A 24,892-nucleotide genomic window follows, 5' to 3' on the forward strand; every position below is an offset into this window, starting at 1 on the left:
TTCTTTTCCTATTATTGTATCACAATAGCGCAATTAATAATGCTGGCACGTGATCTCATATCGACAGTTATACCAATCCTCCATCCTCTTGACCCAGGGTCCAGAGCGTTGCGTCTGATGAATGAATACCATCTTTCCCAACTGCCCCTGGTATTGGAAAATAAGTACCTGGCGCTGGTGGAAGAAGATGATATCCTTGATCTGGAAGATACTGAGGTATCACTCGAGAATATGGAATACAATGGTCCGAAGCCCGGCGTATTGGAGAGTGCCCACTTTTATGAGGCGCTAAAGGTCTTTTATGACCTGAAATTGTCTGTACTACCTGTCATCAGCCGGGAAAATGAGTACCTTGGCGTACTTACGAAAGATAATCTACTGGCGGTACTGGCACAGTACAACGGTGTAAAGGAACCGGGAGGTATCATTGCACTGGATATTGACCCCCGCGATTACAGCCTTAGTGAGATCGCGAGAATAGCAGAATCGAATGATATCACATTGCTCAGTGTGAATACCATTACCAGTCCGGCTACTGGCAGACTGGAAGTACTGTTAAAGACCAACCGTCAGGAGCTACAGGGGCTGGTGGCTACGTTTGAGCGGTTCAACTACACTATTAAATACACAATCACCGAAGAGCAGGAGGAAGATATGCTCCGAAAAAATTACGATTTGCTGATGAATTATATCAGCATGTAATCGTCCTCCAGATTAGTTATGCAGATTGCAATATATAGCCGTGGATTTGTAAGAGAAGACCTGCCTATCATCCAGTTGTTGCTGAATGAGCTGGCAAGAGAGGAGATTGATGTGATCATTTACGAAGCTTTCTTTAAGGGCTTACAGCCACATATCACTTATACAAAAGAGCCAGCGACTTTTGCCTGTGCAGCAGATCTGCATGGCAGGGCGGATATTCTTGTGAGCCTCGGTGGGGATGGTACCCTGCTGGATACGGTTTGTTATGTACGGGATAAGAATATTCCGGTGCTGGGAATCAATTTTGGAAGGTTAGGTTTTTTGGCGAGTATAGGGAAGGATGCGATTTATGCAGCAGTTCAGGCGTTAAAGCAACGTACGTATGTGGTGGATAAGAGAACGCTGATACATCTGGATAGTAATGTACCTTCTCTGTTTGGAGAGGTGCCTTATGGCCTGAATGACTTTACTATACATAAGAAAGATACGTCTGCAATGGTGAAAATCCATACTTACCTGAACGGTGAGTTTTTGAATACTTATTGGGCAGATGGGTTGATAGTAGCTACGCCTACAGGATCTACAGGGTATTCACTTAGTTGTGGTGGGCCAGTAGTGTTTCCGGAGGCAGGGAGTTTTGTGATTACGCCGGTGGCGCCGCATAACCTGAATGTGAGGCCGATTATAGTACCGGATGATAATGTGATCAGTTTTGAAGTGGAGGGGAGGAGTGATCAGTTCCTTTGTACCCTTGATTCGAGAATGGAGACGATTGATAATACGGTACAGCTGGCTATAAAGAAAGAGTCGTTTAAGTTGAGCCTGCTGAGGCTGGATGATAGTAATTTCTTACATACGTTAAGACATAAGTTACTTTGGGGCATTGATGCAAGAAATACCTTAAAATAGTTGAAGAGAATGGGGAGGTTGCTAAAGGTAACCTCCCCATTCCCTTCGGAAAGTCGATTTTTTTGATTTTGCATACGGTAAAATCAAAAAAATCGGGAGCAACAACTGCTTACTGTAGTAATCCGGCTACATATTTGCAAACTACCACATTAGGATTTTTTATTACATTTGTTCACTTGTTATAATACCAAAAGCAGGATAATCGCGTTTAAAGGAATTATCGCGTTTAAGCAAACCGATTTATGGGCAAACCTTTTTTTTACAAACGTATCATCACGTCCACCCTTATAGCAGTAGGATCCCTATTCCTGACGCCTGCTTTTGCGCAGAACGAGCTGTCTTATACCGGTGAACTGGGCTTTTCCATAGGAGCTGCCCATTATTTTGGGGATCTCAATACCAATGGACGTCTCAACGCCCCCAAACCTGCTATCGGTATCTTTTACCGCAAGTACATGAATGACTACGTAGGCGTACGCTTCCACGGTCGTTATATGATGCTGGGTTATTCTGATACTTATAACAACAACGATTTTCAAAAACGCCGTAACCTCAGTTTCAATACCAATGTATTCGAACTGGGTGTGCAGGGCGATTTTAACTTCTTCCGTTTTGAACCTGGGTCCAGCTATTACCGCTTTACGCCATACTTCACGGGAGGAGCCTCTTTATTCTACTTCAATCCATACGCTTTCCTGAATAACAGGAAGTACTACCTCCAGCCACTCCGTACAGAAGGGCAGGGGAGCGCCATGTACCCTGACAGGAAACCATATAGCCTCGTATCTAGCGCCTGGTTGCTGGGAGGTGGTTTTAAATACAACCTGTCGAAAAAGGTGAACCTTGGGTTGGAAGTATTATACCGCTTTACCAACACCGACTACCTGGATGATGTGAGCACCACCTACGCAGGTACCGCTTTATTCCCTGCAGATGCCAACGGTAATTCCACCCCGGCGTACCTCCTTCAGGACCGTAGTTACGCCACCGGAGACAGAATTGGGATAGCTGGCAGGCAGCGTGGTAACAGCCGTGACAAAGATCAGTTCGTTACCGCTGAACTGACTATTAGCATCCTGTTTACGTCTTATAGATGTAAATTCTGATTTCGCAGGCAAAGTTTGTCTATCTGTAGTCCTTTCTGGCCATTTGGCCTATTACTTCTACTTTCAATAAGCGTTTTTTCGAGTCAAACAGCCAACAGCAAAGGATTTCGCTGTTAAAAATCCGTTAAAACCCCACCCCCCCCTTTGCCGGGAAAGGCATATATCTATTTTTGTATCTTTGCACACCTTAATAAAATCTGTATCGATATATATAATACGCCGGAGATACTCATGAGTTTGAAGGACAAATTAGACTTACAACGGTTGCCACGACATATTGCTGTCATTATGGACGGTAATGGCCGTTGGGCTAAGGAGCGCGGTCAGGACAGGTTGTTTGGCCATTATGAGGGAGTGGAAAGTGTGCGTAATATTGCCGAAGCCTGCGCCGAACTGGGAATTGGTTACCTTACCCTTTATGCCTTTTCTACCGAGAATTGGGACCGACCCGTTTATGAAGTAAACGGGATCATGGAGCTATTGGTCAATACGATCCGTAGTGAAGTGAGCACGCTCATCAAAAATAACATCCGGTTACATGTAATCGGAGACATGAACATGTTGCCCGGAAACTGTAAAATGGAGATGGAGGAGGCCATAAGCCTTACCAGTCAATGTACAGGACTCAACCTGATAATGGCCCTCAGTTATAGTGCCCGTTGGGAAATCCTAAATGCTGCCAAAAAAATTGCGCAGGATGTAAAAGATGGAAAACTCGAACCCGAGGCCATCACTCCTGACAAGTGGCAGCAGTACCTCTGTACTGCCGACCTGCCCGATCCGGAACTAATGATCCGGACCAGCGGAGAATGCAGAATCAGTAACTTCCTGCTTTATCAGCTGGCCTACGCGGAACTGTATTTTACAGACACCCGTTGGCCTGACTTCCGCAAAGAACATCTTTACGAAGCTATCTTAAACTTTCAGAACAGAGAACGACGCTTTGGCAAAACAAGCGATCAAATACAGCAGAATGAACAAATTATTTCCTAAGAGCCTACTGGCCATAGTATTATGTTGCAGTGCCGGCATTCGTGTATCCGCCCAGGAGAGAGATACCATCCCTGCAGCAGAACAACCAGTGGGATTGAACTTACCATTGGGAAATTCACAACCTCAGCAATACGAGATAGCTGACATCGTGGTGTCAGGAACCCAGTATCTTGATAAGTCCCTGCTGATCTCCCTCTCCGGATTGAACGTAGGTGACAAAGTCGTTTACCCCGGCGGCGACCAGTTTGCGAAAGCAATCCAGGCCCTGTGGGGACAAAGACTGTTTGCCAACGTCGCTATTTATGTAAATAAAATTCAAGATGGTCAGATCTGGCTGGAAATTGAACTGCAGGAACGACCACGTCTGAACAAGTTTCTCTTCAAAGGAGTTAAAAAATCCGAACAGGAAGAAATCATCAAGAAAACCGGCATGCGTAAAGGCCAGGTGGTAACCGAAAGCATGGAACAAAATGCTGTGGGCATCATCAGGAAATACTATAGCGAAAAAGGTTTCCGCAACGCCGAAGTATCTGTCAATGAACAAACCGATAGCTCACAATCCAATGCTACCAACGTACAGTTTATCGTAGCAAAAGGTAATAAAGCCAAGGTCGACAACATATACATCGTTGGGAACCAGAACATTTCAGATTCGAAACTGAAAAAGAAAATGAAGGGTACCAAAGAAAGGAGCCGCCTCACCATCTATCCGGATTATGAGCCAGTATGGCCTGATTCGGCTGATAACCGTGGCGACTACTGGTCTACCTTCGGATATCTCCAGCCTTCCCGTACACTGGAAGAACTGGATCCTTATTTCCGCTTCAAGCTGTTCTCCTCTGCTAAGTTCAACGAAAACAAGTACACTGAAGATAAAGAGAAAGTGATCTCTTTCTATAACACCCAGGGTTACCGCGATGCGGTGCTGCTGAGGGATACAACTTACAAATCCCTGAACGGTGGTGTGAATGTGAGCATGGAAGTGATGGAAGGTAAGAAGTACTACTTCGGTAAAATCACCTGGAAAGGGAATACCCGCTATACTGACTCTCTGCTGGCAAAAGTATTGGGTATCAAAGAAGGTGACACGTACAACCAGGAAATGCTGCAGAAACGCCTGCTGTCTTCCGAAGGTGGTGACGTAGGTGGTCTGTACATGGACTACGGTTACCTGTTCTTCCACGCTGATCCGGTAGAAGTAGGTATTCATGGTGATACCATCGACTACGAAATCCGGATCTCCGAAGGTCCTCAGGCTACGATTAAGGAAGTACGTATCGCAGGTAATGAAAAAACCAACGAACATGTGATCCGTCGTGAGCTGCGTACACTGCCTGGTGAGAAATTCAGCCGTACTGACCTGATTCGTTCTAACCGTGAAATTGCGAATCTTGGTTTCTTCAACCCTGAAAAGATCGGTATGAACCCGGTGCCTAATATTCAGGACGGAACTGTGGACATCGATTATACAGTAGAAGAAAAAGCAAACGACCAGCTGGAACTGTCAGCAGGTTGGGGTGGTTATATTGGTCTGACCGGTACACTGGGTGTGACCTTCAATAACTTCTCCCTGCGCAATATCTTCAACAAACAAACATGGGATCCATTACCAAGCGGCGACGGTCAGAAATTATCTGTTCGTGTCTCCTCAAACGGTAAAGCATATCGTTCTTACAACTTCTCTTTCACTGAGCCATGGCTGGGTGGTAAAAAGAGAAACCAGTTCTCAGTAAGCTTCTATAACAGCTACCAGAACCCGAACGCATATTCTTCTTATATATATGGTTCTACCCTGTCAAACAATGCTTACTTCAAGGTAATGGGTGCTTCTATCTCCCTCGGTAAGCAGCTGAAATGGCCTGATGACTATTTCACCCTTATCTACGCGGTGAACTATCAGCGCTACAGCCTGAAGAACTATAACTATTTTAATATTGCAGGTTATTCCAACGGTATCTCTAACAACATCAACCTGAAACTGACTTTGGCCCGTTCATCAGTTGACCAGCAGATCTTCCCAAGATCTGGTTCCAACTTTATGTTTAGCGGTCAGTTTACACCTCCTTACTCTATGTTCAGCCCGGATAAGGATTTTAAACTGCAGTCCATCAAAGATCAGTTCAGCTTTATCGAATATCAGAAATACCGATTCAATGCTGAGTGGTACGTACCATTGAGCAAGCCAATGGGTAGCGACAACAAGATGTTCGTAATGAAGATTGCTGCTAAATTTGGTTATATCAGCCGTTATAACAACAGAACGACCCTGTCTCCATTCGGTCGCTTCGAGTTGGGTGGTGATGGTCTGAGTAACTTTGCGATCTATGACCGTGATATCGTATCCCAGAGAGGTTACCCCGTATACTATTCATCAGATCCAAGAAGCAATTCCGAAAGCAGCCAGCCTTCTGGTTACGAAGGTTTCACGATCTTCAACAAGTATATCATGGAGCTGCGTTATCCTTTCAGCCTGAACCCAAGTTCTACGATCTTTGGTCTGGCATTCCTGGAAGCAGCCAACGGTTACAGGGATGTACAGGAATACAATCCATTCAAACTCCGCCGTTCAGCAGGTCTTGGCATGCGTTTCTACCTGCCTATGTTTGGTCTGCTTGGATTTGACTACGGTGTCGGCTTTGACCGTATCACATCCGGCAATGGTCTGAAAGATGCGACCAAGTTCACCTTCATGCTGGGCTTCGAACCAGAATAATGGGGGAACTGGCAGAATGGAGCTCTCCTGACGGAGGGCTTTCATACTATCAGGGTTAGGTGTGACGTTTGAATAAATTTTAAATTATATATTGCAAATCCGAAATCCCGGGGGTGCCTATAGTTTAAATCAATAAACACTATGAAGAAACTAAGCCTCATGATCGCCCTGGTGCTGGGAACTGCCCTGATGGCAAGTGCACAGCGCTATTGCGTGATCGATACCAAATATATTCTGGACAATATCCCTGAATATAAAGAAGCTCAGAGTAAGCTGGATGCTGTGGCTGAGCAATGGCAAAAGGAGATCGACGCTAAATTCCTGGAAGTAGATAAGATGTACAAATCTTATCAGGCAGAGCAGGTGATGCTTACAGACGAACTAAAGCACAAGCGTGAGGAAGAGATTGTAGCGAGAGAAAAAGAGGCAAAGGATTTGCAGAAGAAACGTTTTGGTTACGAAGGGGACCTATTCAAAAAGAGAGAGGAACTGGTAAAACCTATACAGGACAGAATTTATAATGCCGTACAAAAACTAGCCGCCCAGCGCATGTACGACTTTGTGCTGGATAAGGCCGGAGGTGTAACCGTGATTTTCTCTGATCCTAAGTTGGATAAAAGTGATGACATTCTAAATACCCTTGGTGTAAAGAAGCAGTAACAAGACATCCAACAGAAAGGTGATTTAGGAATTATTAACCTTTTGTACCAATTTTTAACCTTAGTTTAGTATTCAAAATTTTTTTAAACACAGACAACATCATGAAGAAGTATGTAATTATTGCTTTCGTGGCAGTATCCGGATTGTTCAGCGTGAAGACAATGGCACAGTCCAAAGTGGCTCACATTAATGCACAGGCCCTGATTGAGGCAATGCCGGAAGCCCAGACGGCAATGAAATCACTGCAAGCTTATGCAGAAGAACTGGATAAGGATGGTAAAGGACTGATTGATGATTATCAGAAGAAGATGAAAGAGTTTAATGACGGTGTAGATAAAATGAGCGACAACGTTAAAGAAATCAAAGGTAAAGAACTCCAGACTGCTCAGAAAAACATCCAGGACTACCAGGATGCAGCTCAGAACAAAATCGAAGCTAAACGTCAGGAACTGCTGAAACCAATCTATGACAAGGCTCGTAAAGCAATTGAAGACACAGCGAAAGAAAAAGGTTACGGTTATGTAATCGACAACTCTCAGAGCATTCTGCTGGTAGCTCCAGCTGGTGATGACCTGTCTGCAGCTGTAAAAACTAAGCTGGGTATCAAATAATCTGACACTTAGAACTAATTATAATAGCCCCGGGACCAGTTCCCGGGGTATTTTTTTAAAAATCCTTTATTATCTCATAAAATTCTTTACCTTTGCCTTCCGTTTTAAAAACACGGGTTCCGCAAAACGGGAAAGTGTTTAGTATAGTACAGGTAAAAACAAAATATTAAAATGAAACGTACTTTTCAACCGCATAACAGACGCAGAAAGAGCGTTCATGGTTTTAGAAAGAGAATGGAAACTGCTAACGGCCGTAAAGTATTAGCTTCCCGCAGAGCTAAAGGACGTAAGAAATTAACTGTTTCTGACGAGCGTAAGCTGAAATAATATCAGCTTTAACTGCATAAGCCTTTGGGCATAACTGCAGCTTTTAAGGCTGGTTCCTGATCGAACAGAATGTTATTGCTTTTGATAGATAAATCGGACTTGCCATAAAAACTTATTCTTTTACAAAAGAAGAAAGGTTAAAAAGCAGAAAAATCATTGAAACGCTTTTTCGGGAAGGAAAAGCGTTTTCTGTTTTTCCATACCGCGTAGTATATATGCCGGTAGATACTCCCATTGCCCCATACCCCGTTCAGGCCGGTTTTACCGTCTCTACAAAACGTTTTCCGCATGCTGTGGACCGTAACAGAGTAAAACGCCTGACCCGGGAAGCTTATCGCCTGCAAAAAGGTGAACTGTATGAACAGCTACGGGCACAACAGCCCAACGGTCAGCTGGCCGTATTCTTCATCTATACAGATAAGAAAATAGCTCCCTTTACTACCCTCCAACACAAAATTTCCCTAATTTTAAAGAAACTGGCGAAGGAAGCGCTGGCTGTATCATGAAGATCTTCAGCTTGTTGACTTATCCGTTTATTTGGGTAATCAGGATTTACCAATGGGGCATTTCACCGTTGCTGGGCAATAAGTGCAGGTATACACCCACCTGCTCACAATACGGCGTAGAAGCTCTGAAAAAACATGGCCTTATAAAAGGCGGTTACCTCACCGTAAAAAGGATCTTGTCCTGCCATCCATGGGGTGGACACGGCCATGATCCGGTACCCTGAATGGCAGGTGTGGCAGCACCGTGAAATAAACCTGAGCATTTTATGCAGGGCATAACAGGAAAATGTTCCCTGCATATAATCTATATAGCCGCCAGGCAATCGTCTGGCTATCACGTATTTTAACTTTTCAAATACGTAAAGAACTTGTAGCTTACAATTGCTTATAAATTAGCTCACATTAACTTTTACCTATGCGTGCATTTTTTCAAAGAAAGAGGAGGATTGTAGTGATATTGGTATTGCTTATCATAGGTGCTACCGGTATAAAAGCTTACAGTGATAAAGACAAATACTTTGAGATCGCTAAGAATCTGGACATCTTCGCAGCTTTCTACCGGGAGCTGAATACCTATTATGTAGACGACCTGCCCCCGGAAAAACTGATGCATAAAGGCATAGACGCCATCCTGGAAGAAACCGATCCATATACAGACTTCATCCCTGAAGAAAACCTGGATGAACTCAAATTCATGGCCACCGGTAAATACGGTGGTGTAGGTATCTCAGTCATTACCGACAGCATCCGTACCGTAGTGACTGATATCTACGAAGGTAGTCCGATGGACAAAGCCGGTGTGAAAACCGGTGACCTGATCCTGTCCCTGGATGGAAAATCTACCCAGGATATGGACCAGGACGACATCAGCCATATGCTGAAAGGCGTACCCGGCACTACCTTGAAAATGGTGATTAAAAACCCTTCCACAGGCGTAGAAACGGCCAAAATCATCACCCGCGAAGAGATCAATGTAAAGCCTGTGAGCTATTCCGGTATAGTAGGTAATGATATCGGGTATATCCGCATGACACAGTTTACTGAAAATAGCGGCGATGCTGTATCCGACGCCTTTACCCTGCTGAAAAAGGACCATCCGACTTTGAAAGGCGTGATCCTGGACCTGCGTGGTAACCCCGGTGGCTTGCTGGACGAAGCTGTACTCGTGGCGAACATCTTTGTAGATAAGAACAAGGTGATTGTAAGCACAAAAGGAAAGGTAAAGAACTGGGACCGCGACTATAAAACAGAAGGCAACGCAATCGACGCCAGGATCCCACTGGCTGTTTTGACAAACCGCTCCTCTGCTTCCGCTTCAGAAATCGTAGCAGGTGCTATGCAGGATCTGGATCGTGGAGTGATCATCGGTCAGCGCTCTTTTGGTAAAGGGTTGGTACAAACTACCCGCCCGCTGCCCTACAATGCAAAACTGAAAGTTACAACTGCCAAATATTATACACCCAGTGGCCGCTGTATTCAGGCGATTGACTACTCCCACCGTAATGATGATGGAGAAGTAGAATCTGTGCCGGACAGCCTGCGTAAATCATTCAATACCGCTGATGGCCGTAAGGTACGTGATGGGGGAGGAATAGAGCCTGATGATGCAGTAGATCCAACGCTGCTCAGCCAGGTAACAGTGACCCTGCTGCGCAGACAATACATCTTTGACTATGCTACACAGTATTACTATTCACATCCTAAGATTGCAGCAGCAGGTACCTTCGCCCTGAATGAAGATGACTTTACCGACTTTATGCATTACCTGGATGGCAGGAATTATAGTTATAAAACCCGTTCGGAAGAAGCACTGGAAAACTTCCAGGCTACTGCCCGTAAAGAGAAATATTACGATGCCGTGTCTAAGGAATTCGACGCCCTGCAGGCTAAGATGAAGCACGACAAAAAGCAGGATCTGCTGAAGAATAAAACAGAGATCAAACACCTGCTGGAAGAAGAGATATCTAACCGCTATTATATGCAGAAGGGTAGAATCGCACAGTCACTCGCAACAGATAATGAAGTGACTGAGGCGGTGAAAGTGCTGCATGATTCCCAGCGGTATCAGCAATTGCTGCATTGATAATTTTTAATCGCTTTTGTCTTTAGCAATAGCGATTTTTCTTTATGCCATATAGCTTTCATTTTATGAAGAAACTCATCCTACCTTTCATTATCATCATTCTGCTGGCATGTAATAATACCAATAGCAGCAGCCAACATGATTCAGTAACTGTGATCAGAAAAGATACCACGACTGAATATTTTGATACAACGGCAATGAATATGCTGAGTGAAACAGAACGGGTGGAAGGATGGCAGTTATTGTTCAATGGAAAAGATCTGAGTGGCTGGCATCTTTATCAGCACAAGACAGGAGGTGCATGGTCCGCAGATAGCGGTATGTTGCATTGCATGGGAGATAAAGATTTCAAAGCGAACCGTGCAGATCTGACTTCTGACAGTACATATGAAAACTTTGAATTGTTTTTGGAATGGAAGATTGCACCGCAGGGTAATAGTGGGATCATCTATTTAGCATCAGAAGAATATCCGGCTCCTTTTATGAGCGGACCAGAGTATCAGCTGATCGATGCGAACAACTTTCCTGAGAAGCTGGAAGACTGGCAGCTAACGGGGTGTAATTATGCGATGAGTGCGCCATTGGTGAATGCAACGCGGCCGGCAGGTGTGTGGAACCATGCCCGGATTGTGGTGTATCATGGGCATGTGGAGCATTGGCTGAATGGGCAGAAGACAGCAGATTATGTAATTGGGTCAAAGGAGTGGAAGGCAGAAAAGGAGAAAGGAAAGTGGAAGGATGCTAAAGGGTATGGTGCTACGAAAAATGGATTTATCGATTTGCAGGATCACGGAAGTGAGATCTGGTTTAAGAATATTAAAATAAAACGGCTATTATAGAAGGCTGCTTAGCTGCCTTCTATAATAGCTGTCTATCGTTATCGTAGGCAACTAAGCTGCCTACGATAACGATAGAATCTCAAAAAGGAATGGCCATTGCTTCGCAATGGCCATTCCTTTTTGACTATTTCAAAATTTCAAAATATTAAAATTTCAAAATTAAAGCGCGGCTTCGTAATGTTTGCTAACTGCATCCCAGTTTACAACATTCCAGAACGCCTTCAGATAATCAGGACGACGGTTCTGATATTTCAGGTAGTAAGCATGTTCCCATACATCCACACCTAAGATTGGTGTACCTTTTACTTCAGCTACATCCATCAGTGGATTATCCTGGTTAGGTGTAGAAGAAATCTCCAGTTTGCCACCTTTTACCAGCAACCAGGCCCAACCGGAACCAAAACGGGTAGCACCGGCAGCATTGAATTTTTCTTTGAATTCTTCGAAAGAACCGAAAGTGCTCTTGATCGCATCAGCCAGTTTGCCAGTAGGCTCACCACCTGCATTAGGACCAAGAATAGTCCAGAAGAAGCTGTGGTTCCAGTGACCACCGCCATTGTTTCTGATAGCTGGGCTCAGTGTACCAGCGATAGCAACCAGTTCTTCCAGGGATTTATTTTCATTTTCAGTACCGGCAATTGCTTTGTTCAGGTTATCAACATATGCCTGATGGTGCTTACCATGGTGAATTTCCATTGTCTGCTTATCAATATTTGGTTCCAGGGCGTCGGTAGCGTACGGTAAGCTCGGAAGTGTAAATGCCATAACTTATGTTTTTTTATTGCGTTAAAAAATAAGAGTGTATCAATTGGTACCAAATTTACTGCCTAATAAGGTAAATATCAAAACGCACAGGCGAATTGGGCACCCTGATGGAAGCGGTCGTTAACTCCTTCCGCTGTAGTTATCAACAAAACATAGGTATTACTGCCCAATTCACGTACCAAAAGGGTTGGATATATGCTTTTTTATTTTATATTTACGTTAAGTGTTATAACAACTTTAGTACGGCATTCCGGTTACGTTTACACGTAGAGGTTACTGTTGTTCGTATAAAACTAAAAGTATGTTGACAGACTCGGACATGGGCCAAAATTACTCCCTCAACGCCTTACAAAAGGAAAATGAACTATTGAAGACACGGATCAAGTGGCTCGAAACCTTATTGGACCATGTACCCGCTATGTTATACACTCATCAGAATGATATTAAGACTGTCAACTGGTGTAACCGCTATATGGAAGATGTGACGGGGTATACACTGGAAGAGATGAGTGGGATGGGGCTTGATTTTTTCAAAGCGATCATGCACCCGGAGGACTTTGATCTGGCGGTTATTGCCCAGCAATCATTTCAGGAAAACAAAAGTGTATTTGGCGGAGTGTTACGATTTCGTAAACGGGATACGGAGCACTGGTGCTGGCTCGTAGGATTGGCGATGCCATTTACAAGGGATGAAAATGGCAAGGTAAAAGATGTGATTTGCGCCTTTCTGGATCTGACACTGGCAATGGATACAAACGATCAGCTGGCCGAAGCGATGAGAGAGGTGCTACGCAGGCATAACGACGATCTGCTGGCCAAACTCACAGCAAGAGAAAAGGAAATCCTCAAACTGGCCGTCGGGGGCCTGAACAATAAAGAAATAGCCGACACCCTCAACCTGAGCCGACATACGGTTGAAACCCACCGGAAAAATATCCGGTTAAAACTTAAAGTTAGGAATACTACTGAATTAGTAGCCCTGGCAAGAAAGGTTGGGTATCAGTAATTTAAGTAAATTTCCTGCAATTTGCCTGCGCTTGTTTTGCAAAAAAATACCCAACCTTGGGTATTTGCATAACAATCAAACTCCATTAATTTAGTAACCTATTAACCAAAGGAGAGTTTGATACGTTAGGAAAGACATTTTTTAAAAAAGGAAAAAGATAGTTAGTAATACCCCTATTGCTATGATCACCGAGGAAAGCGCATTAAAAGTTTTGCAGCTGGACGGTTCTGCAACTGCAGAAGAGATAGTTGCCCGCTATGAGTCATTGAAAGATCAATATAAAAAGATCAAAAATGAAACTGACGATCTAAAGACATTGCTGGCGTACCAGCTTAAGCAGATAGAACTAGACGACGTCTATATTTATTTCAGAAAGAAACAAAGGATTTAACCTGAAGCTATTACCCTTTCATTCGTTGTAATTTAGCTCGGCTTTCATCCATTGTTTGTCGCTGTTTTTGATGTGACACACAATCAAGATAACCCACAGCATGCCTTTCTAATCTTTCAGCTCGTATTATTTCCCAAATTAATAGCATCGCGCACACTGATGCCTCTGGCATCGGTATGCGCGTATTTGTATGTCGGCAATGAGCATATTGTCGACTTTTATTATATATTTACTGCTAAATCTCCTATATATGGGTACAATCGCTATTATTTTAATTGTTTTAGCCCTGTTGGTGGTATTCTCAAGTTTTGTGACCATACAGCAAGGTACTATTGGGGTGACTACGATCTTTGGAAAGTATAACCGTATTTTGTTCCCCGGACTTAATTTCAAAGTGCCCCTTGTTGAAAAAGTATTCAAACGTGTTTCCATTCAGAATCGCTCGGTAGAGCTGGAATTCCAGGCCATTACTGTTGACCAGGCAAATGTTTACTTCAAAGCTATGTTGCTGTATTCCGTATGGAATCAGGAGGAAAATACCATCAAAAATGTGGCTTTTAAGTTCCTGGACGAGCGTAGTTTTATGCAGGCGCTGGTACGTACCATTGAGGGTTCTATCCGCGGATTTGTGGCTACTAAAAGGCAATCAGAGGTATTGGGATTGCGTCGTGATATCACAGAACATGTGAAAGAACAGATTGACCTGACACTGGAAGGATGGGGATATCACCTGCAGGATCTGCAGATGAATGATATCACTTTTGATGATGCGATTATGAAATCTATGGCGCAGGTAGTGGCGTCTAATAACCTGAAAGCTGCGGCTGAAAATGAGGGGCAGGCATTGCTGATCACCAAGACGAAAGCTGCGGAAGCTGAGGGTAATGCGATCAAGATTGCAGCGGAAGCTGAACGTCAGGCAGCACAGCTGCGTGGTATGGGTGTGGCGCTGTTCCGTGAAGAGGTGGCAAAAGGTATGTCTATGGCGGCGAAGGAAATGCAGCAGGCGAATTTGGATACGTCTGTGATCTTGTTCTCTATGTGGACGGAGGCGATCAAGCACTTCTCTGAGAATTCGAAGGGTAATGTGATCTTCCTGGATGGGTCTTCTGAAGGGATGGAGCAGACAATGAAGCAGTTGATGGCGTTGAATAAACTCCAGGTAAAATAACCAATAGTCTGGGATGAAGTCTCGCGTAGCGAGACTTCATCCCAGAAGCGAAAAGCAAAGGGCGCTCATACATGGGCGCCCTTCGCTTTTCGCCTTTTAATTTTTATCTTCTTTGTGCAAAGAATGTCTTTACTAATTGCAGGCTTTCTGCCTCGCCGGGCCCTTGTTCAACCTTTGTCTTGGGATGAAAAGGATTCGCCTCTCCGGTAGATTTTCTGTAACTGTTCTTTTCATCTTTTGCTGCATATACAATGCGGCCGATCTTACTCCAATACAGCGCCCCCGCGCACATCAGACAGGGTTCCAGCGTTACATAAAGTGTAGCTTCCATCAGGTATTTGCTACCTAAAAAATTGAAAGCCGCAGTCAGCGCCAGCATTTCTGCATGTGCAGTACAGTCATTCAGTTTCTCCACCTGGTTGCTGCCACGCCCAATGATCTTATCATTGAGAACGACAATAGCCCCCACAGGTACTTCTCCTTCATCAAAGGCTTTGCGGGCCTCACGCATAGCCTGCTGCATATAAAACTCATCCGTCATCCCTGCTGCTGATTTATCAGGTTTAAAAATTCATCCTCACTCAGGATGTGTATTGTATTGATCTTTTTCGCTTTTTCCAGTTTACTGCCTGCATCGTCACCTACCACAAGGTAATTCAGCTTGCTGGATACCCCACTCAGGATCTTACCACCCTGCTGTTCTACCATGGCTTCTGCATCACTACGTTTCAGCTTATTGAGCGTACCGGTAAAGAGGAATGTTTGTCCGTCGAATGTACCACCCACCGGATGATCTGAACGGGTGCTTTTCAGGTTCAGCCCTAATTCTTCCAGGTGTTTCAGCATATCCAGGTTTTCCGGCGTAGCGAAGAACTGTTTGATACTGCCAGCTACTTTTGGTCCTATATCTTCCAGCGCAAGCAATTGTTCTTCTGTCCAGTCTTTGAAATCCGGCAGGTAACTGATGGCATTTGCCAGTGTCTTGGCGGTGGTTTCGCCCACATAGCGGATACCCAAACCAAAGATCAGGCGGTGCAAAGGCTGGGTCTTGGAGGCTTCGATCGCTGTTTGCAGGTTAGTGAGTGATTTCTTTCCAAATCCTTCCAGTTGTTCCAGTTTGCTAAAGTCGATGGTATAGATACCCGGAATATCGCGCATCAGCTCCAGCCCGTAAAACTTACGGACATTGCTTTCCCCAAAACTCTTGATGTCCATCGCATCTTTGCTTACGAAGTGGATCATTCTTTCTACCACCTGCGCTTCGCAGTTAATATTGATACAACGCCATACGCTTTCACCTTCCGGTTTGAAAAGTGGCTCTTTACATACCGGGCATTCTTTAGGGAATACAATTTCCTTTTCAGAACCATCCCGCAGGTCAGCGACTGACTTTACGATATAAGGGATCACATCGCCGGCTCTTTCCACCAGGACGGTATCACCAAGTTTCAAATCCTTTTCACGGATTACATCTTCATTAAATAATGAAATGGAACCAACTGTAACACCACCAATGGGTACAGGATCGATCTTGGCCACAGGGGTAATAGAACCGGTACGACCTACCTGGAATTCCACATCCCTCAGTTTGCTGGTGGCCTGGCGGGCTTTGAACTTGTACGCCATGGCCCAGCGGGGGTGGTGGGTAGTCATACCCAGTTTATCCTGCAGTTCGTAATCATTTACTTTTATTACCATTCCATCTATTTCATATGGAAGGTTATCCCTTTCATTTTCGAAAGCCAGCACATAATCGATCACTGCCTGAATGCCTTTTACAACCTTTTTCTCCTTAGCGGGAGAGCGAAAGCCCAGTTGGGTCAGCATATCCAGGGTATTGCTATGGGTTTGGATCTCCTTTGGTTCAGTCTGCCCGTCTTCCATAGTATGATAGCTCATGTGGTAAAGGAAGGCTTCCAGGCCCCGTTTCGCCACTTCCTTCGGGTCTACCATGCGGAGGGAACCTGAGGCGGCATTACGGGGATTGGCCAGTGGCGGCAGGTTTTCGGCAACACGCTGGTCATTAAAGGCTTTGAAAGTGCTCTTATTAATTAATACCTCGCCACGGATTTCGATGGTATGGATACCAAATTTCGAAAAGTTGGCCGTGAGGGGGATAGAGCGGATCTGGCGGATATTGGTGGTAATATCATCGCCTGCCACACCGTCGCCCCGGGTAGCGCCCCGGGTCAGGCGATCGTTTTCATATATTAATGATATACTGGCACCATCGAATTTGGGCTCTATGCAATATTCTATATCGGTGAGGCCGCTGATTTCCCGGGCTTTGCGGTCCCAGTCCAACAGGTCATCGGCATTGTAAGAGTTTTCCAGGCTCAGCATGGGTACCAGGTGCTGTACCGTCGGAAAGGCTTTGTTAAGCCCCAGGGCTACGCGCTGGGTGGGGGAGTCCGGGCTTATAAGGTCCGGATGAGCCGTTTCCAGCTGTTTCAACCATGCAAAGAGCTGATCATATTCAAAATCGCTCAGCACAGGATCGCTCTGTACATAATAGCGCCAGTCATTGTAGAGTATGACACGACGGAGGTTTTCCAAAGTTTCATCAATGGAGGAGGGGCTTTCTTTTTTTTGCAATTGAGCTAACAGTTGCTTCGCTAATTGCGCTAAAGTGATTTCTATTTCTTTCGTATACATATATTTTTACTATCGGCGTGTAAATTTAAAATACTTTCTGAACTATTTCTAAAATGGCAAATTTCCTTTACTGTATTAGGTTTTAGTGTGTTTTGGCACTATCTGCACCTATTAATTTTAAGAAAAAGATGAGCAAAAAGTTTTTTATTAACAAAAAATTAATTAAGATTGTGTAACGAAACGAAAGCAACTGAAAGACGGATACAAAAATTGTAGATTGATAAGGAACAAGTGAAAGGTTGAATGTTTACCAGGCCTATGCGCTCCTTAAAGAAATCTATCAACGAAGTGAAAAACGACCAAAATTAGTTTAAAGCCATTTATAAATTTCACGTAAGCCTTTATAAATTCCAAGAGTTTGTCTTTGTAAATTCCACAAGGCCTTTATAAATTCCAGCCTTTATGAATTCCACGAAAGCTATTAAAGCTATTATGTAGATTCCACGTACAATATTTAATAATTCCACGTCAATGAAATCTGGCAAGTGTGTATTGCTGATTTTGTGTGATACTTCCCCTGCATAAAAGGATTTATGCAGGGGAATTTTTTTAGTGGAAAGGGGCAAGAGGGAAGAGAAATAAAAGAGGAATTTTAAATTGCATATAAAGACGCATCTTTCCTCCTTAAAAAACAACCCCTTGCATCTTTTGCCGAAGGCAAATACAAATAATTACATATTTCTTCTATACTGCCCACCCACTTCATACAAAGCATGCGTGATCTGTCCCAGTGAGCAATACTTCACCGTCTCCATCAACTCAGAAAAAATATTCCCATTCTCAATAACCACCTCTTGTAATTTTTTCAATGCTTCAACACTTTCCGATGCATGCCGCTGATGAAAAGCCTCCAACGTATGTATCTGAAAATCCTTCTCCTCTTTCGTACTCCTGATCACCTCCGAAGGAATGATCGTAGGCGATCCCTTTGCATTCAAAAATGTATTGACCCCAATAATCGGATATGCGCCACTATGCTTCAACGATTCATAATGCAAACTCTCTTCCTGTATCTTATTCCGCTGATACATCCGCTCCATCGCTCCCAATACCCCGCCTCTCTCTGTAATCCTGTTGAACTCCGCCATCACTGCCTCTTCCACCAGGTCTGTCAACTCTTCAATGAAGAAAGACCCCTGTATGGGATTCTCATTTTTGGCAGTCCCTAATTCTCTGTTGATGATCAGTTGTATCGCCATTGCTCTTCGCACACTCTCTTCAGTAGGCGTAGTAATTGCTTCATCGTATGCATTTGTATGCAGTGAATTACAATTATCATAAATCGCGTATAACGCCTGCAGGGTAGTGCGGATATCATTGAAATCTATTTCCTGCGCATGCAGGCTCCGTCCAGACGTTTGTATATGATACTTCAGTTTTTGTGAACGATCATTTCCCTTATACTTGTATTTAATGGCCTTGGCCCAGATGCGCCTTGCCACACGCCCGATCACCGCATACTCCGGATCCATTCCATTACTAAAGAAGAACGAAAGGTTCGGTGCAAAATCGTTGATCTTCATACCCCTGCTCAGGTAATACTCCACATATGTAAACCCATTCGCGAGCGTAAACGCCAGCTGTGTGATGGGATTCGCACCAGCCTCCGCGATATGATAACCAGATATACTCACAGCATAAAAATTCCTCACCTTTTCCTCTATGAAATACTGCTGTACATCGCCCATCAACTTCAACGCAAACTCAGTAGAGAAGATACAGGTATTCTGTGCCTGGTCTTCTTTGAGTATATCTGCCTGCACGGTGCCTCTCACAGCACTCATCGCCTTTGCTTTTATATTGGCATATACATCGGCAGGCAATACCTTGTCGCCGGAAATACCCAGTAGTTTTAATCCCAATCCATTATTCCCTTCCGGCAGTTCGCCGGCATACTTTGGTCCGTTCTTCAGATCTTCGTGAATGCCTTGTTTCGCCATATACTTTTCACACTCCTGATCAATCGCCGCATTCATAAAAAACGCCAGCAGGATGGGAGCGGGGCCATTTATAGTCATAGATACAGACGTCATGGGGTCGCACAGGTCAAAGCCGCTATAAAGTTTCTTCGCATCATCCACTGTTGCTATGCTCACACCTGAATTTCCCACCTTGCCATAAATATCCGGTCTGAAACCCGGATCTTCCCCATACAATGTGACACTGTCAAATGCGGTACTCAGGCGCCTTGCCGGCTGACCTGCAGATACATAATGGAACCTTTTATTCGTACGTTCCGGTCCTCCTTCTCCTGCAAACATGCGGGTAGGATCTTCACCTTCTCTCTTCATCGGAAATACACCTGCAGCATAAGGGAATGCCCCCGGTATATTTTCAGTGAGTAACCAGCGCAGCTGATCGCCCCAATCCTTGTAAGTAGGCAGACTGATTCTGGGAATGCGTAAACCGGCAAGACTTTCTGTAAAGAGTGGGAGGTTGATTGTCTTCTCTCTTACCGTGAATGAATAGTGATCTCCCTTATATTGTTGTTGTAAAGCAGGCCATTCTTCCAATAACTGACTACAATCAGGATGTAGTTCTTTTTTCAACTGATCTGCGATGTTTTGCAATTGTTGTTGTAAGTGCGGTTGTTTGAGCAAACCGATACTACCATTCAGCTGGTACAGTTTAGTGGCAATCGTACATTGTTCTTTTACCCAGTTGTCATATTCTTCCAGCGAAGTCACAATTTCTGCAAGGTAGCGTGCCCGTGAAGGAGGGATGATCTGTGTGCGTGTTGTAGGAGAATGACCGTCATCTTTAGTAGCAGGTAATTTCAATGCCGTCAACAGTTTTTGAAACAACTGGTTGATACCTGCATCATTGAACTGTGACGCGATCGTACCCACGATAGGCAAATCACTATCCGCTGCGTTCCACAGCTGGTGTGCTCTTTTGTATTGCCGCTTTACATCCTGCAAAGCATCGAGTGCACCGGCTTTATCGAATTTATTGATCGCAATCACATCCGCATAATCCAGCATGTTAATCTTTTCAAGCTGGCTGGCGGCACCGTATTCAGGTGTCATTACATAGAGCGATACATCGCAGTGATCGATAATAGCCGTATCACTCTGTCCGATACCAGAAGTTTCAAGAATAATGAGGTCAAAACGGGCCAGACGGCAGATGTCTATTGCTTCCTGTATATGCGCACTGATGGCCTTATCGCTATCGCGGGTGGCCAGGGAGCGCATATAGGCCCTGGGGTGATGTATGGCATTCATGCGGATACGATCTCCCAGCAAGGCGCCACCCGTCTTCTTTTTAGAAGGATCTACTGATATAACAGCAATGGTTTTGTCTGTAAATGCGTGTAGAAAACGACGTACCAGTTCGTCGGTCACACTACTTTTGCCTGCACCGCCAGTACCTGTTATACCCAGTACCATACTGCCTTTTACAGGTTTTGGCAGTGACAACTGATCACTTTCGGCAGCAGTGATCGCTGCAGCAATAAGGTGATTGTTTTGCTCCGGTAGTTGAGCTAGTTCGCCATTTAGCTGTTGTAAAGTCGCGAAGTTGCATTGCCTGATTACATCGGCGATCATGCCTTCCAGCCCCATTTGCCGGCCATCGTCGGGAGAGTAGAGGCGTGTGATGCCATAGGCATGCAATTCCTCTATTTCGGAGGGAAGAATGGTACCACCGCCGCCTCCGAATATTTTAATATGTCCGCAGTCTTTTTCGTGCAGCAGGTCATATATGTATTTAAAGAATTCGACATGCCCGCCCTGGTAAGAGGTGATGGCTATGCCCTGGGCATCTTCCTGTATGGCACAGTCCACAATTTCGGCAGCGGAGCGGTTGTGGCCCAGGTGAATTACTTCGGCCCCCTGTGATTGCATGATCCTGCGCATGATATTGATCGCTGCATCATGGCCGTCAAAGAGTGCTGCTGCTGTAACTATTCGAATTTTATGCGCTGGAATATCAGTCATTTTGCTTTGGTGTTTAACAATAGTGTGGTATCGTGGAATTTTGCTATGTAATTTACAAATTACAGATTACTTAATATTCCCGTATTTTTTTATTTTACACTCATTATTCACGTTTATTGACTTGCATTTCCACAAAAAGCGCAAATCGTAATTGAAAACTTATAGCAGAAATGGTGGCAAGAAGAGACTTTATCAGGAACAGCGGTTTGCTGGCAGGCGCTATAGCGCTGGGATTTCCTAAGGCTGTATTCGCCCATGCAGGATACGTTTCCAAACGTCCTCCACTGGCAGAACGTAAGTTCACTAGTCAGGCAGTAGAAAAAATGATCGCAAGCATCAAGAAAGAAGTTGCCGATCCGAAGCTGGGCTGGCTGTTCGAGAACTGTTTTCCAAATACCCTGGACACCACCGTGGTTCACAAGGTAGAAAACGGTCGTCCCGATACCTTTGTATTGACAGGAGATATCCACGCGATGTGGTTACGTGACTCGACCGCCCAGGTATGGCCTTACCTGGAGCTGGTAAATGAAGATGAAAAGCTGAAACAGCTGATCGCGGGTGTGGTGAACAGGCAGACGAAATGCGTGATCATCGATCCTTATGCAAATGCGTTCAACGAGGGGCCTACCGGTTCGGAGTGGGATAGTGACCTGACTGAAATGAAGCCTGAACTGCATGAAAGAAAATGGGAAATTGACTCTCTGTGCTATACTGTAAGACTGGCATACAACTATTGGAAGAAAACCAATGATGCCAGTGTACTGGACGATACCCACAAAAAAGCGGCTAAACTGATCGTGAAAACTTTCAAGGAGCAGCAGCGTAAAGATGGTCCTGGTCCTTACCATTTCCAGCGTAATACACCGAAGCAGTCTGATACTGTAGCCAACAGTGGTTATGGTAGTCCGATCCTGCCAGTAGGTTTGATTGCATCTATGTTCCGTCCATCTGATGATGCGACTGTGTTCCCTTTCCTGATTCCTTCCAACATGTTTGCAGTAGTATCTCTGCACCAGTTGTCTGAAATCAGTGAAGTGGTGTACAAAGATGCAGCCTTTGCTAAGGAATGTAAAGATCTGGCAGAAGAGGTAGATAGGGCTATCAAGGCGTATGCGATCGTAGAGCATCCTTCTCTGGGCAAGATGTATGGTTTTGAAGTAGATGGTTTTGGTAACCGTTTGTTCCTGGACGATACAAACGTACCAAGTCTGTTGTCTATTCCTTACCTGGGTTATACTACTGCTGATGATCCGTTGTATCAGACAGCGCGCCACTTTGTATGGAGTCCTTTCCATTGCTGGTTCTACAGGGGTAAATACGGTGAGGGTGTAGGCAGCCCGCACACCGGAGTAGACAAGATCTGGCCAATGAGTATTATCATGAAGGCTTTGACCAGCAGCGATAAGGAAGAAATTGCCGGCTGTCTGAAAACCCTGCGTAATACCGATGGTGAAACCGGGTTTATACATGAATCTTATCATAAGGACAATCCTTCAGACTATACCCGTCCATGGTTTGCATGGGTGAATACACTGTTCGGTGAGCTGATTGTGAAAATTCACAATGAGTATCCTGAACTGCTGAAGCGCAATTATGCGTGATAGCCTGTGTTTCCTTAAGTATTTGCAAAAAATCGCTTTTGCCATTGGCGGAAGCGATTTTTTGCTTTTATTACAGCCGTTAAATGATAAAACATGGCCCCTATTGCTATTTATGAAGAACAGATGGATCACTACAAGACGGAACTGGCGAAGTTCAGGCGTCAGTTGAGTCTTCTGGGATATTTGCGTTTACTCAGTTTTCTGATCATGTTGTTCTTTGGCTACCTGTATTTCCGGGATGCTTTTGCACCCATCTGGTTAGTGCCTATTGTGCTCATGCTGGTTGTATTTGCAGGTGCGCTGGTATTCTATACGCAGATACAGGACAGGCAAACGCTGGCAAAGACCTTGCTGCATTTGAATGAGAAGGAGTATCACCTGGCCACTACAGGGGATTCAACGTTTTATGACGGGGCCTTTTTTGTGGATGAAACGCATCCTTATACAGGAGATCTCGATGTGTTCGGACATTCTTCATTATACAGTCATATGAATCGTGCGGGTACTTTGACAGGTGCTGCCGTGCTGGCGCAATTTTTAAAAGAGCCATGGCTGGGTGTAGAGAAGACGAAGGAAAGACAGGAGGTTGTGAAGGAACTGGTGCCCAGACTACAATTCAGGCAGTTGCTCACAGCGCAGGGGCAGCTGGCAGGGGAGAAGAGTGATGACCAGCAGGAGCTGAGACTGTGGCTGGATATGCCGATCCGGTTTATCAATAACCAGTTTGTACAGATCATGAGATGGGTAAGCCCTATACTCAGTCTGGCGGCCATCGTGTATTGTGGCATTACTTTAAATATCTACCCATTGCTGGGTGTATTGGCGATTAATGGGTTGATATTAAGACAGTATCTGGTGCACATAAACCGTCAGCATACTCTGATTACCAGCAAGGAGCGCGTGTTTGCTAAATTTGGGCTGCTGGTGCAGATGATCAACGCTGAGAATTTTGGGCAGGCGGCAATGTTGAAAAGAGATCAGCAGAAAACGCAGGAGGCAGGTGTCGCCCTAAAACGACTGGCGAGAATTGTGAATACATGGGACCAGCGTCTGAATATGCTGGTGGGTTTATTGCTGAACGGATTGGCATTGTATGATCTGCATTGTGCGGTAATATTGGAAAAATGGAAGCTGGAATACAAGGACAAGGTAGCTGGTTGGATGGATGTGATTTATGGATTTGAGATCTATAACAGTATGGCTACGTTTGCGTATAATCATCCGGAATTCATTTATCCGGAGGTGAATGATACGCAGTCGAAGCTGACAGGAAAAGGGATTGGTCATCCGTTAATTCCTGCGGAAGAAAGCGTGAAGAACGATATTATGATTGGTACACCGCAGCAGTTTTTAATTATTACAGGTTCGAATATGAGTGGTAAGAGTACATTCCTGCGGAGTGTGGGTAGTAACCTGTTGCTGGCTATGTGCGGGTTGCCGGTGTGTGCGGAGGAGTTTTCCTGTAGTCCTATGAAGATCATGACGAGTATGCGGATCAAGGATTCCATCGCGAAGCATACCTCTTATTTCCAGGCGGAGCTGCTGCGGTTGCAGGAGATTGTGAAGGTGTTAAAATCAGGGGAGAAGGTGTTTATCCTGCTGGATGAGATCCTGAAAGGAACGAACTCAGAAGATAAGTTGTCCGGGTCCCGTAGTCTGATCGCGCATTTCCTGCAATACAATTGCCTGGGCATGATTGCTACGCACGACCTGGAGCTGGGGCATATGGAAGAGGAGTATCCGGGTAGAGTTAGGAACTATTGTTTTGAGAGTACGATCAGGGATGAGCAGTTGTTCTTTGATTACCGGATCAGGGAAGGGGTCGCCAGGAATAAAAATGCAACATTCCTGATGAAGAAGATGGAGATAATTTAATTTGCACATGCTAATATAATTAGTATTTTAGCTAAAAA

At 44.6% G+C, this 24,892-nt stretch carries 21 protein-coding genes; 17 read left to right on the forward strand and 4 right to left on the reverse strand.

The annotated features are described in order from the left end of the window. Positions 1 to 39: 39 nt before the first annotated feature. The 12 genes from BW716_RS17860 (at position 40) to BW716_RS17915 (ending at position 11,449) form a co-directional block, all read left to right on the forward strand. A complete protein-coding gene (locus BW716_RS17860; RefSeq protein WP_143708893.1) occupies positions 40 to 702 on the forward strand; it encodes a CBS domain-containing protein in 663 nt (220 codons plus the stop codon). A gap of 18 nt (positions 703 to 720) precedes the next feature. After that, positions 721 to 1,611: an NAD kinase gene (locus BW716_RS17865; RefSeq protein ID WP_083724436.1), complete on the forward strand. Its 891-nt coding sequence runs from the start codon at positions 721 to 723 to the stop codon at positions 1,609 to 1,611. A gap of 242 nt (positions 1,612 to 1,853) precedes the next feature. Next, positions 1,854 to 2,717, forward strand: a complete 864-nt coding sequence (locus tag BW716_RS17870) for a DUF6089 family protein (protein WP_083724438.1) — start codon at positions 1,854 to 1,856, stop codon at positions 2,715 to 2,717. Between the two features lie 231 nt (positions 2,718 to 2,948). Then, positions 2,949 to 3,710 (forward strand): isoprenyl transferase, encoded by a 762-nt coding sequence (locus tag BW716_RS17875; protein ID WP_179091172.1) that lies wholly within the window; start codon positions 2,949 to 2,951, stop codon positions 3,708 to 3,710. Next, positions 3,691 to 6,423: an outer membrane protein assembly factor gene (locus BW716_RS17880; protein WP_083724440.1), complete on the forward strand. Its 2,733-nt coding sequence runs from the start codon at positions 3,691 to 3,693 to the stop codon at positions 6,421 to 6,423. Before BW716_RS17875 ends, BW716_RS17880 begins: the two co-directional genes overlap by 20 nt. A gap of 141 nt (positions 6,424 to 6,564) precedes the next feature. Continuing rightward, the gene (locus BW716_RS17885; RefSeq protein ID WP_083724442.1) at positions 6,565 to 7,083 is read left to right on the forward strand and encodes an OmpH family outer membrane protein; all 519 of its coding nucleotides are present in this window, start codon (positions 6,565 to 6,567) and stop codon (positions 7,081 to 7,083) included. Between the two features lie 101 nt (positions 7,084 to 7,184). Beyond that, the gene (locus BW716_RS17890; RefSeq protein WP_083724444.1) at positions 7,185 to 7,694 is read left to right on the forward strand and encodes an OmpH family outer membrane protein; all 510 of its coding nucleotides are present in this window, start codon (positions 7,185 to 7,187) and stop codon (positions 7,692 to 7,694) included. Positions 7,695 to 7,865: 171 nt separating this feature from the next. Next, the gene (gene rpmH / locus BW716_RS17895) at positions 7,866 to 8,021 is read left to right on the forward strand and encodes a 50S ribosomal protein L34 (RefSeq protein ID WP_012788729.1); all 156 of its coding nucleotides are present in this window, start codon (positions 7,866 to 7,868) and stop codon (positions 8,019 to 8,021) included. Between the two features lie 104 nt (positions 8,022 to 8,125). After that, positions 8,126 to 8,527 (forward strand): ribonuclease P protein component, encoded by a 402-nt coding sequence (locus BW716_RS17900; RefSeq protein WP_083724446.1) that lies wholly within the window; start codon positions 8,126 to 8,128, stop codon positions 8,525 to 8,527. Next, the gene (yidD, locus tag BW716_RS17905; protein ID WP_083724448.1) at positions 8,524 to 8,751 is read left to right on the forward strand and encodes a membrane protein insertion efficiency factor YidD; all 228 of its coding nucleotides are present in this window, start codon (positions 8,524 to 8,526) and stop codon (positions 8,749 to 8,751) included. Before BW716_RS17900 ends, yidD begins: the two co-directional genes overlap by 4 nt. A gap of 191 nt (positions 8,752 to 8,942) precedes the next feature. Continuing rightward, positions 8,943 to 10,610, forward strand: coding sequence for a S41 family peptidase (locus BW716_RS17910; RefSeq protein ID WP_083724450.1), 1,668 nt, complete (start codon positions 8,943 to 8,945; stop codon positions 10,608 to 10,610). Positions 10,611 to 10,675: 65 nt separating this feature from the next. Next, positions 10,676 to 11,449 carry a DUF1080 domain-containing protein gene (locus BW716_RS17915; protein WP_083724452.1) on the forward strand — a complete coding sequence of 258 codons (774 nt, stop codon included), beginning with the start codon at positions 10,676 to 10,678 and terminating at the stop codon, positions 11,447 to 11,449. A 159-nt stretch (positions 11,450 to 11,608) separates the two neighbouring features. Here the strand turns inward: BW716_RS17915 and BW716_RS17920 are convergent, their stop codons facing one another. Further along, positions 11,609 to 12,214 (reverse strand): superoxide dismutase, encoded by a 606-nt coding sequence (locus BW716_RS17920; RefSeq protein ID WP_083724454.1) that lies wholly within the window; start codon positions 12,212 to 12,214, stop codon positions 11,609 to 11,611. Positions 12,215 to 12,515: 301 nt separating this feature from the next. On the opposite strand from BW716_RS17920, the gene BW716_RS17925 reads away from it, so the two are divergent. The 3 genes from BW716_RS17925 to BW716_RS17935 all read left to right on the forward strand — a co-directional run bounded on the left by BW716_RS17925 (position 12,516) and on the right by BW716_RS17935 (position 14,782). Continuing rightward, positions 12,516 to 13,220, forward strand: a complete 705-nt coding sequence (locus BW716_RS17925) for a LuxR C-terminal-related transcriptional regulator (RefSeq protein WP_083724456.1) — start codon at positions 12,516 to 12,518, stop codon at positions 13,218 to 13,220. Between the two features lie 181 nt (positions 13,221 to 13,401). Further along, a complete protein-coding gene (locus BW716_RS17930) occupies positions 13,402 to 13,611 on the forward strand; it encodes a hypothetical protein (protein WP_083724458.1) in 210 nt (69 codons plus the stop codon). Positions 13,612 to 13,861: 250 nt separating this feature from the next. Next, the gene (locus BW716_RS17935) at positions 13,862 to 14,782 is read left to right on the forward strand and encodes an SPFH domain-containing protein (RefSeq protein WP_083724460.1); all 921 of its coding nucleotides are present in this window, start codon (positions 13,862 to 13,864) and stop codon (positions 14,780 to 14,782) included. A gap of 103 nt (positions 14,783 to 14,885) precedes the next feature. On the opposite strand, the gene BW716_RS17940 is transcribed toward BW716_RS17935, so the two are convergent. The 3 genes from BW716_RS17940 to BW716_RS17955 all read right to left on the reverse strand — a co-directional run bounded on the left by BW716_RS17940 (position 14,886) and on the right by BW716_RS17955 (position 21,378). After that, the gene (locus BW716_RS17940) at positions 14,886 to 15,323 is read right to left on the reverse strand and encodes a nucleoside deaminase (RefSeq protein WP_083724462.1); all 438 of its coding nucleotides are present in this window, start codon (positions 15,321 to 15,323) and stop codon (positions 14,886 to 14,888) included. After that, positions 15,320 to 17,437, reverse strand: a complete 2,118-nt coding sequence (ligA, locus tag BW716_RS17945; RefSeq protein ID WP_083724464.1) for an NAD-dependent DNA ligase LigA — start codon at positions 17,435 to 17,437, stop codon at positions 15,320 to 15,322. Before ligA ends, BW716_RS17940 begins: the two co-directional genes overlap by 4 nt. A gap of 671 nt (positions 17,438 to 18,108) precedes the next feature. Further along, on the reverse strand, positions 18,109 to 21,378 hold the full coding sequence (locus BW716_RS17955; protein WP_083724468.1) for a methylmalonyl-CoA mutase family protein: 3,270 nt from the start codon (positions 21,376 to 21,378) through the stop codon (positions 18,109 to 18,111). A 170-nt stretch (positions 21,379 to 21,548) separates the two neighbouring features. Between BW716_RS17955 and BW716_RS17960 the strand changes: the two genes are divergently transcribed. Then, entirely contained in the window at positions 21,549 to 22,979 is a 1,431-nt protein-coding gene (locus BW716_RS17960) for a glycoside hydrolase family 125 protein (protein WP_083724470.1), read from the forward strand. Positions 22,980 to 23,072: 93 nt separating this feature from the next. Continuing rightward, on the forward strand, positions 23,073 to 24,854 hold the full coding sequence (locus BW716_RS17965; RefSeq protein ID WP_083724472.1) for a hypothetical protein: 1,782 nt from the start codon (positions 23,073 to 23,075) through the stop codon (positions 24,852 to 24,854). The last annotated feature ends 38 nt before the right edge of the window (positions 24,855 to 24,892 follow it).

This window comes from [Flexibacter] sp. ATCC 35208 (genome assembly GCF_001975825.1).
In the GTDB taxonomy this organism is placed as follows: Bacteria; Bacteroidota; Bacteroidia; order Chitinophagales; family Chitinophagaceae; genus Chitinophaga.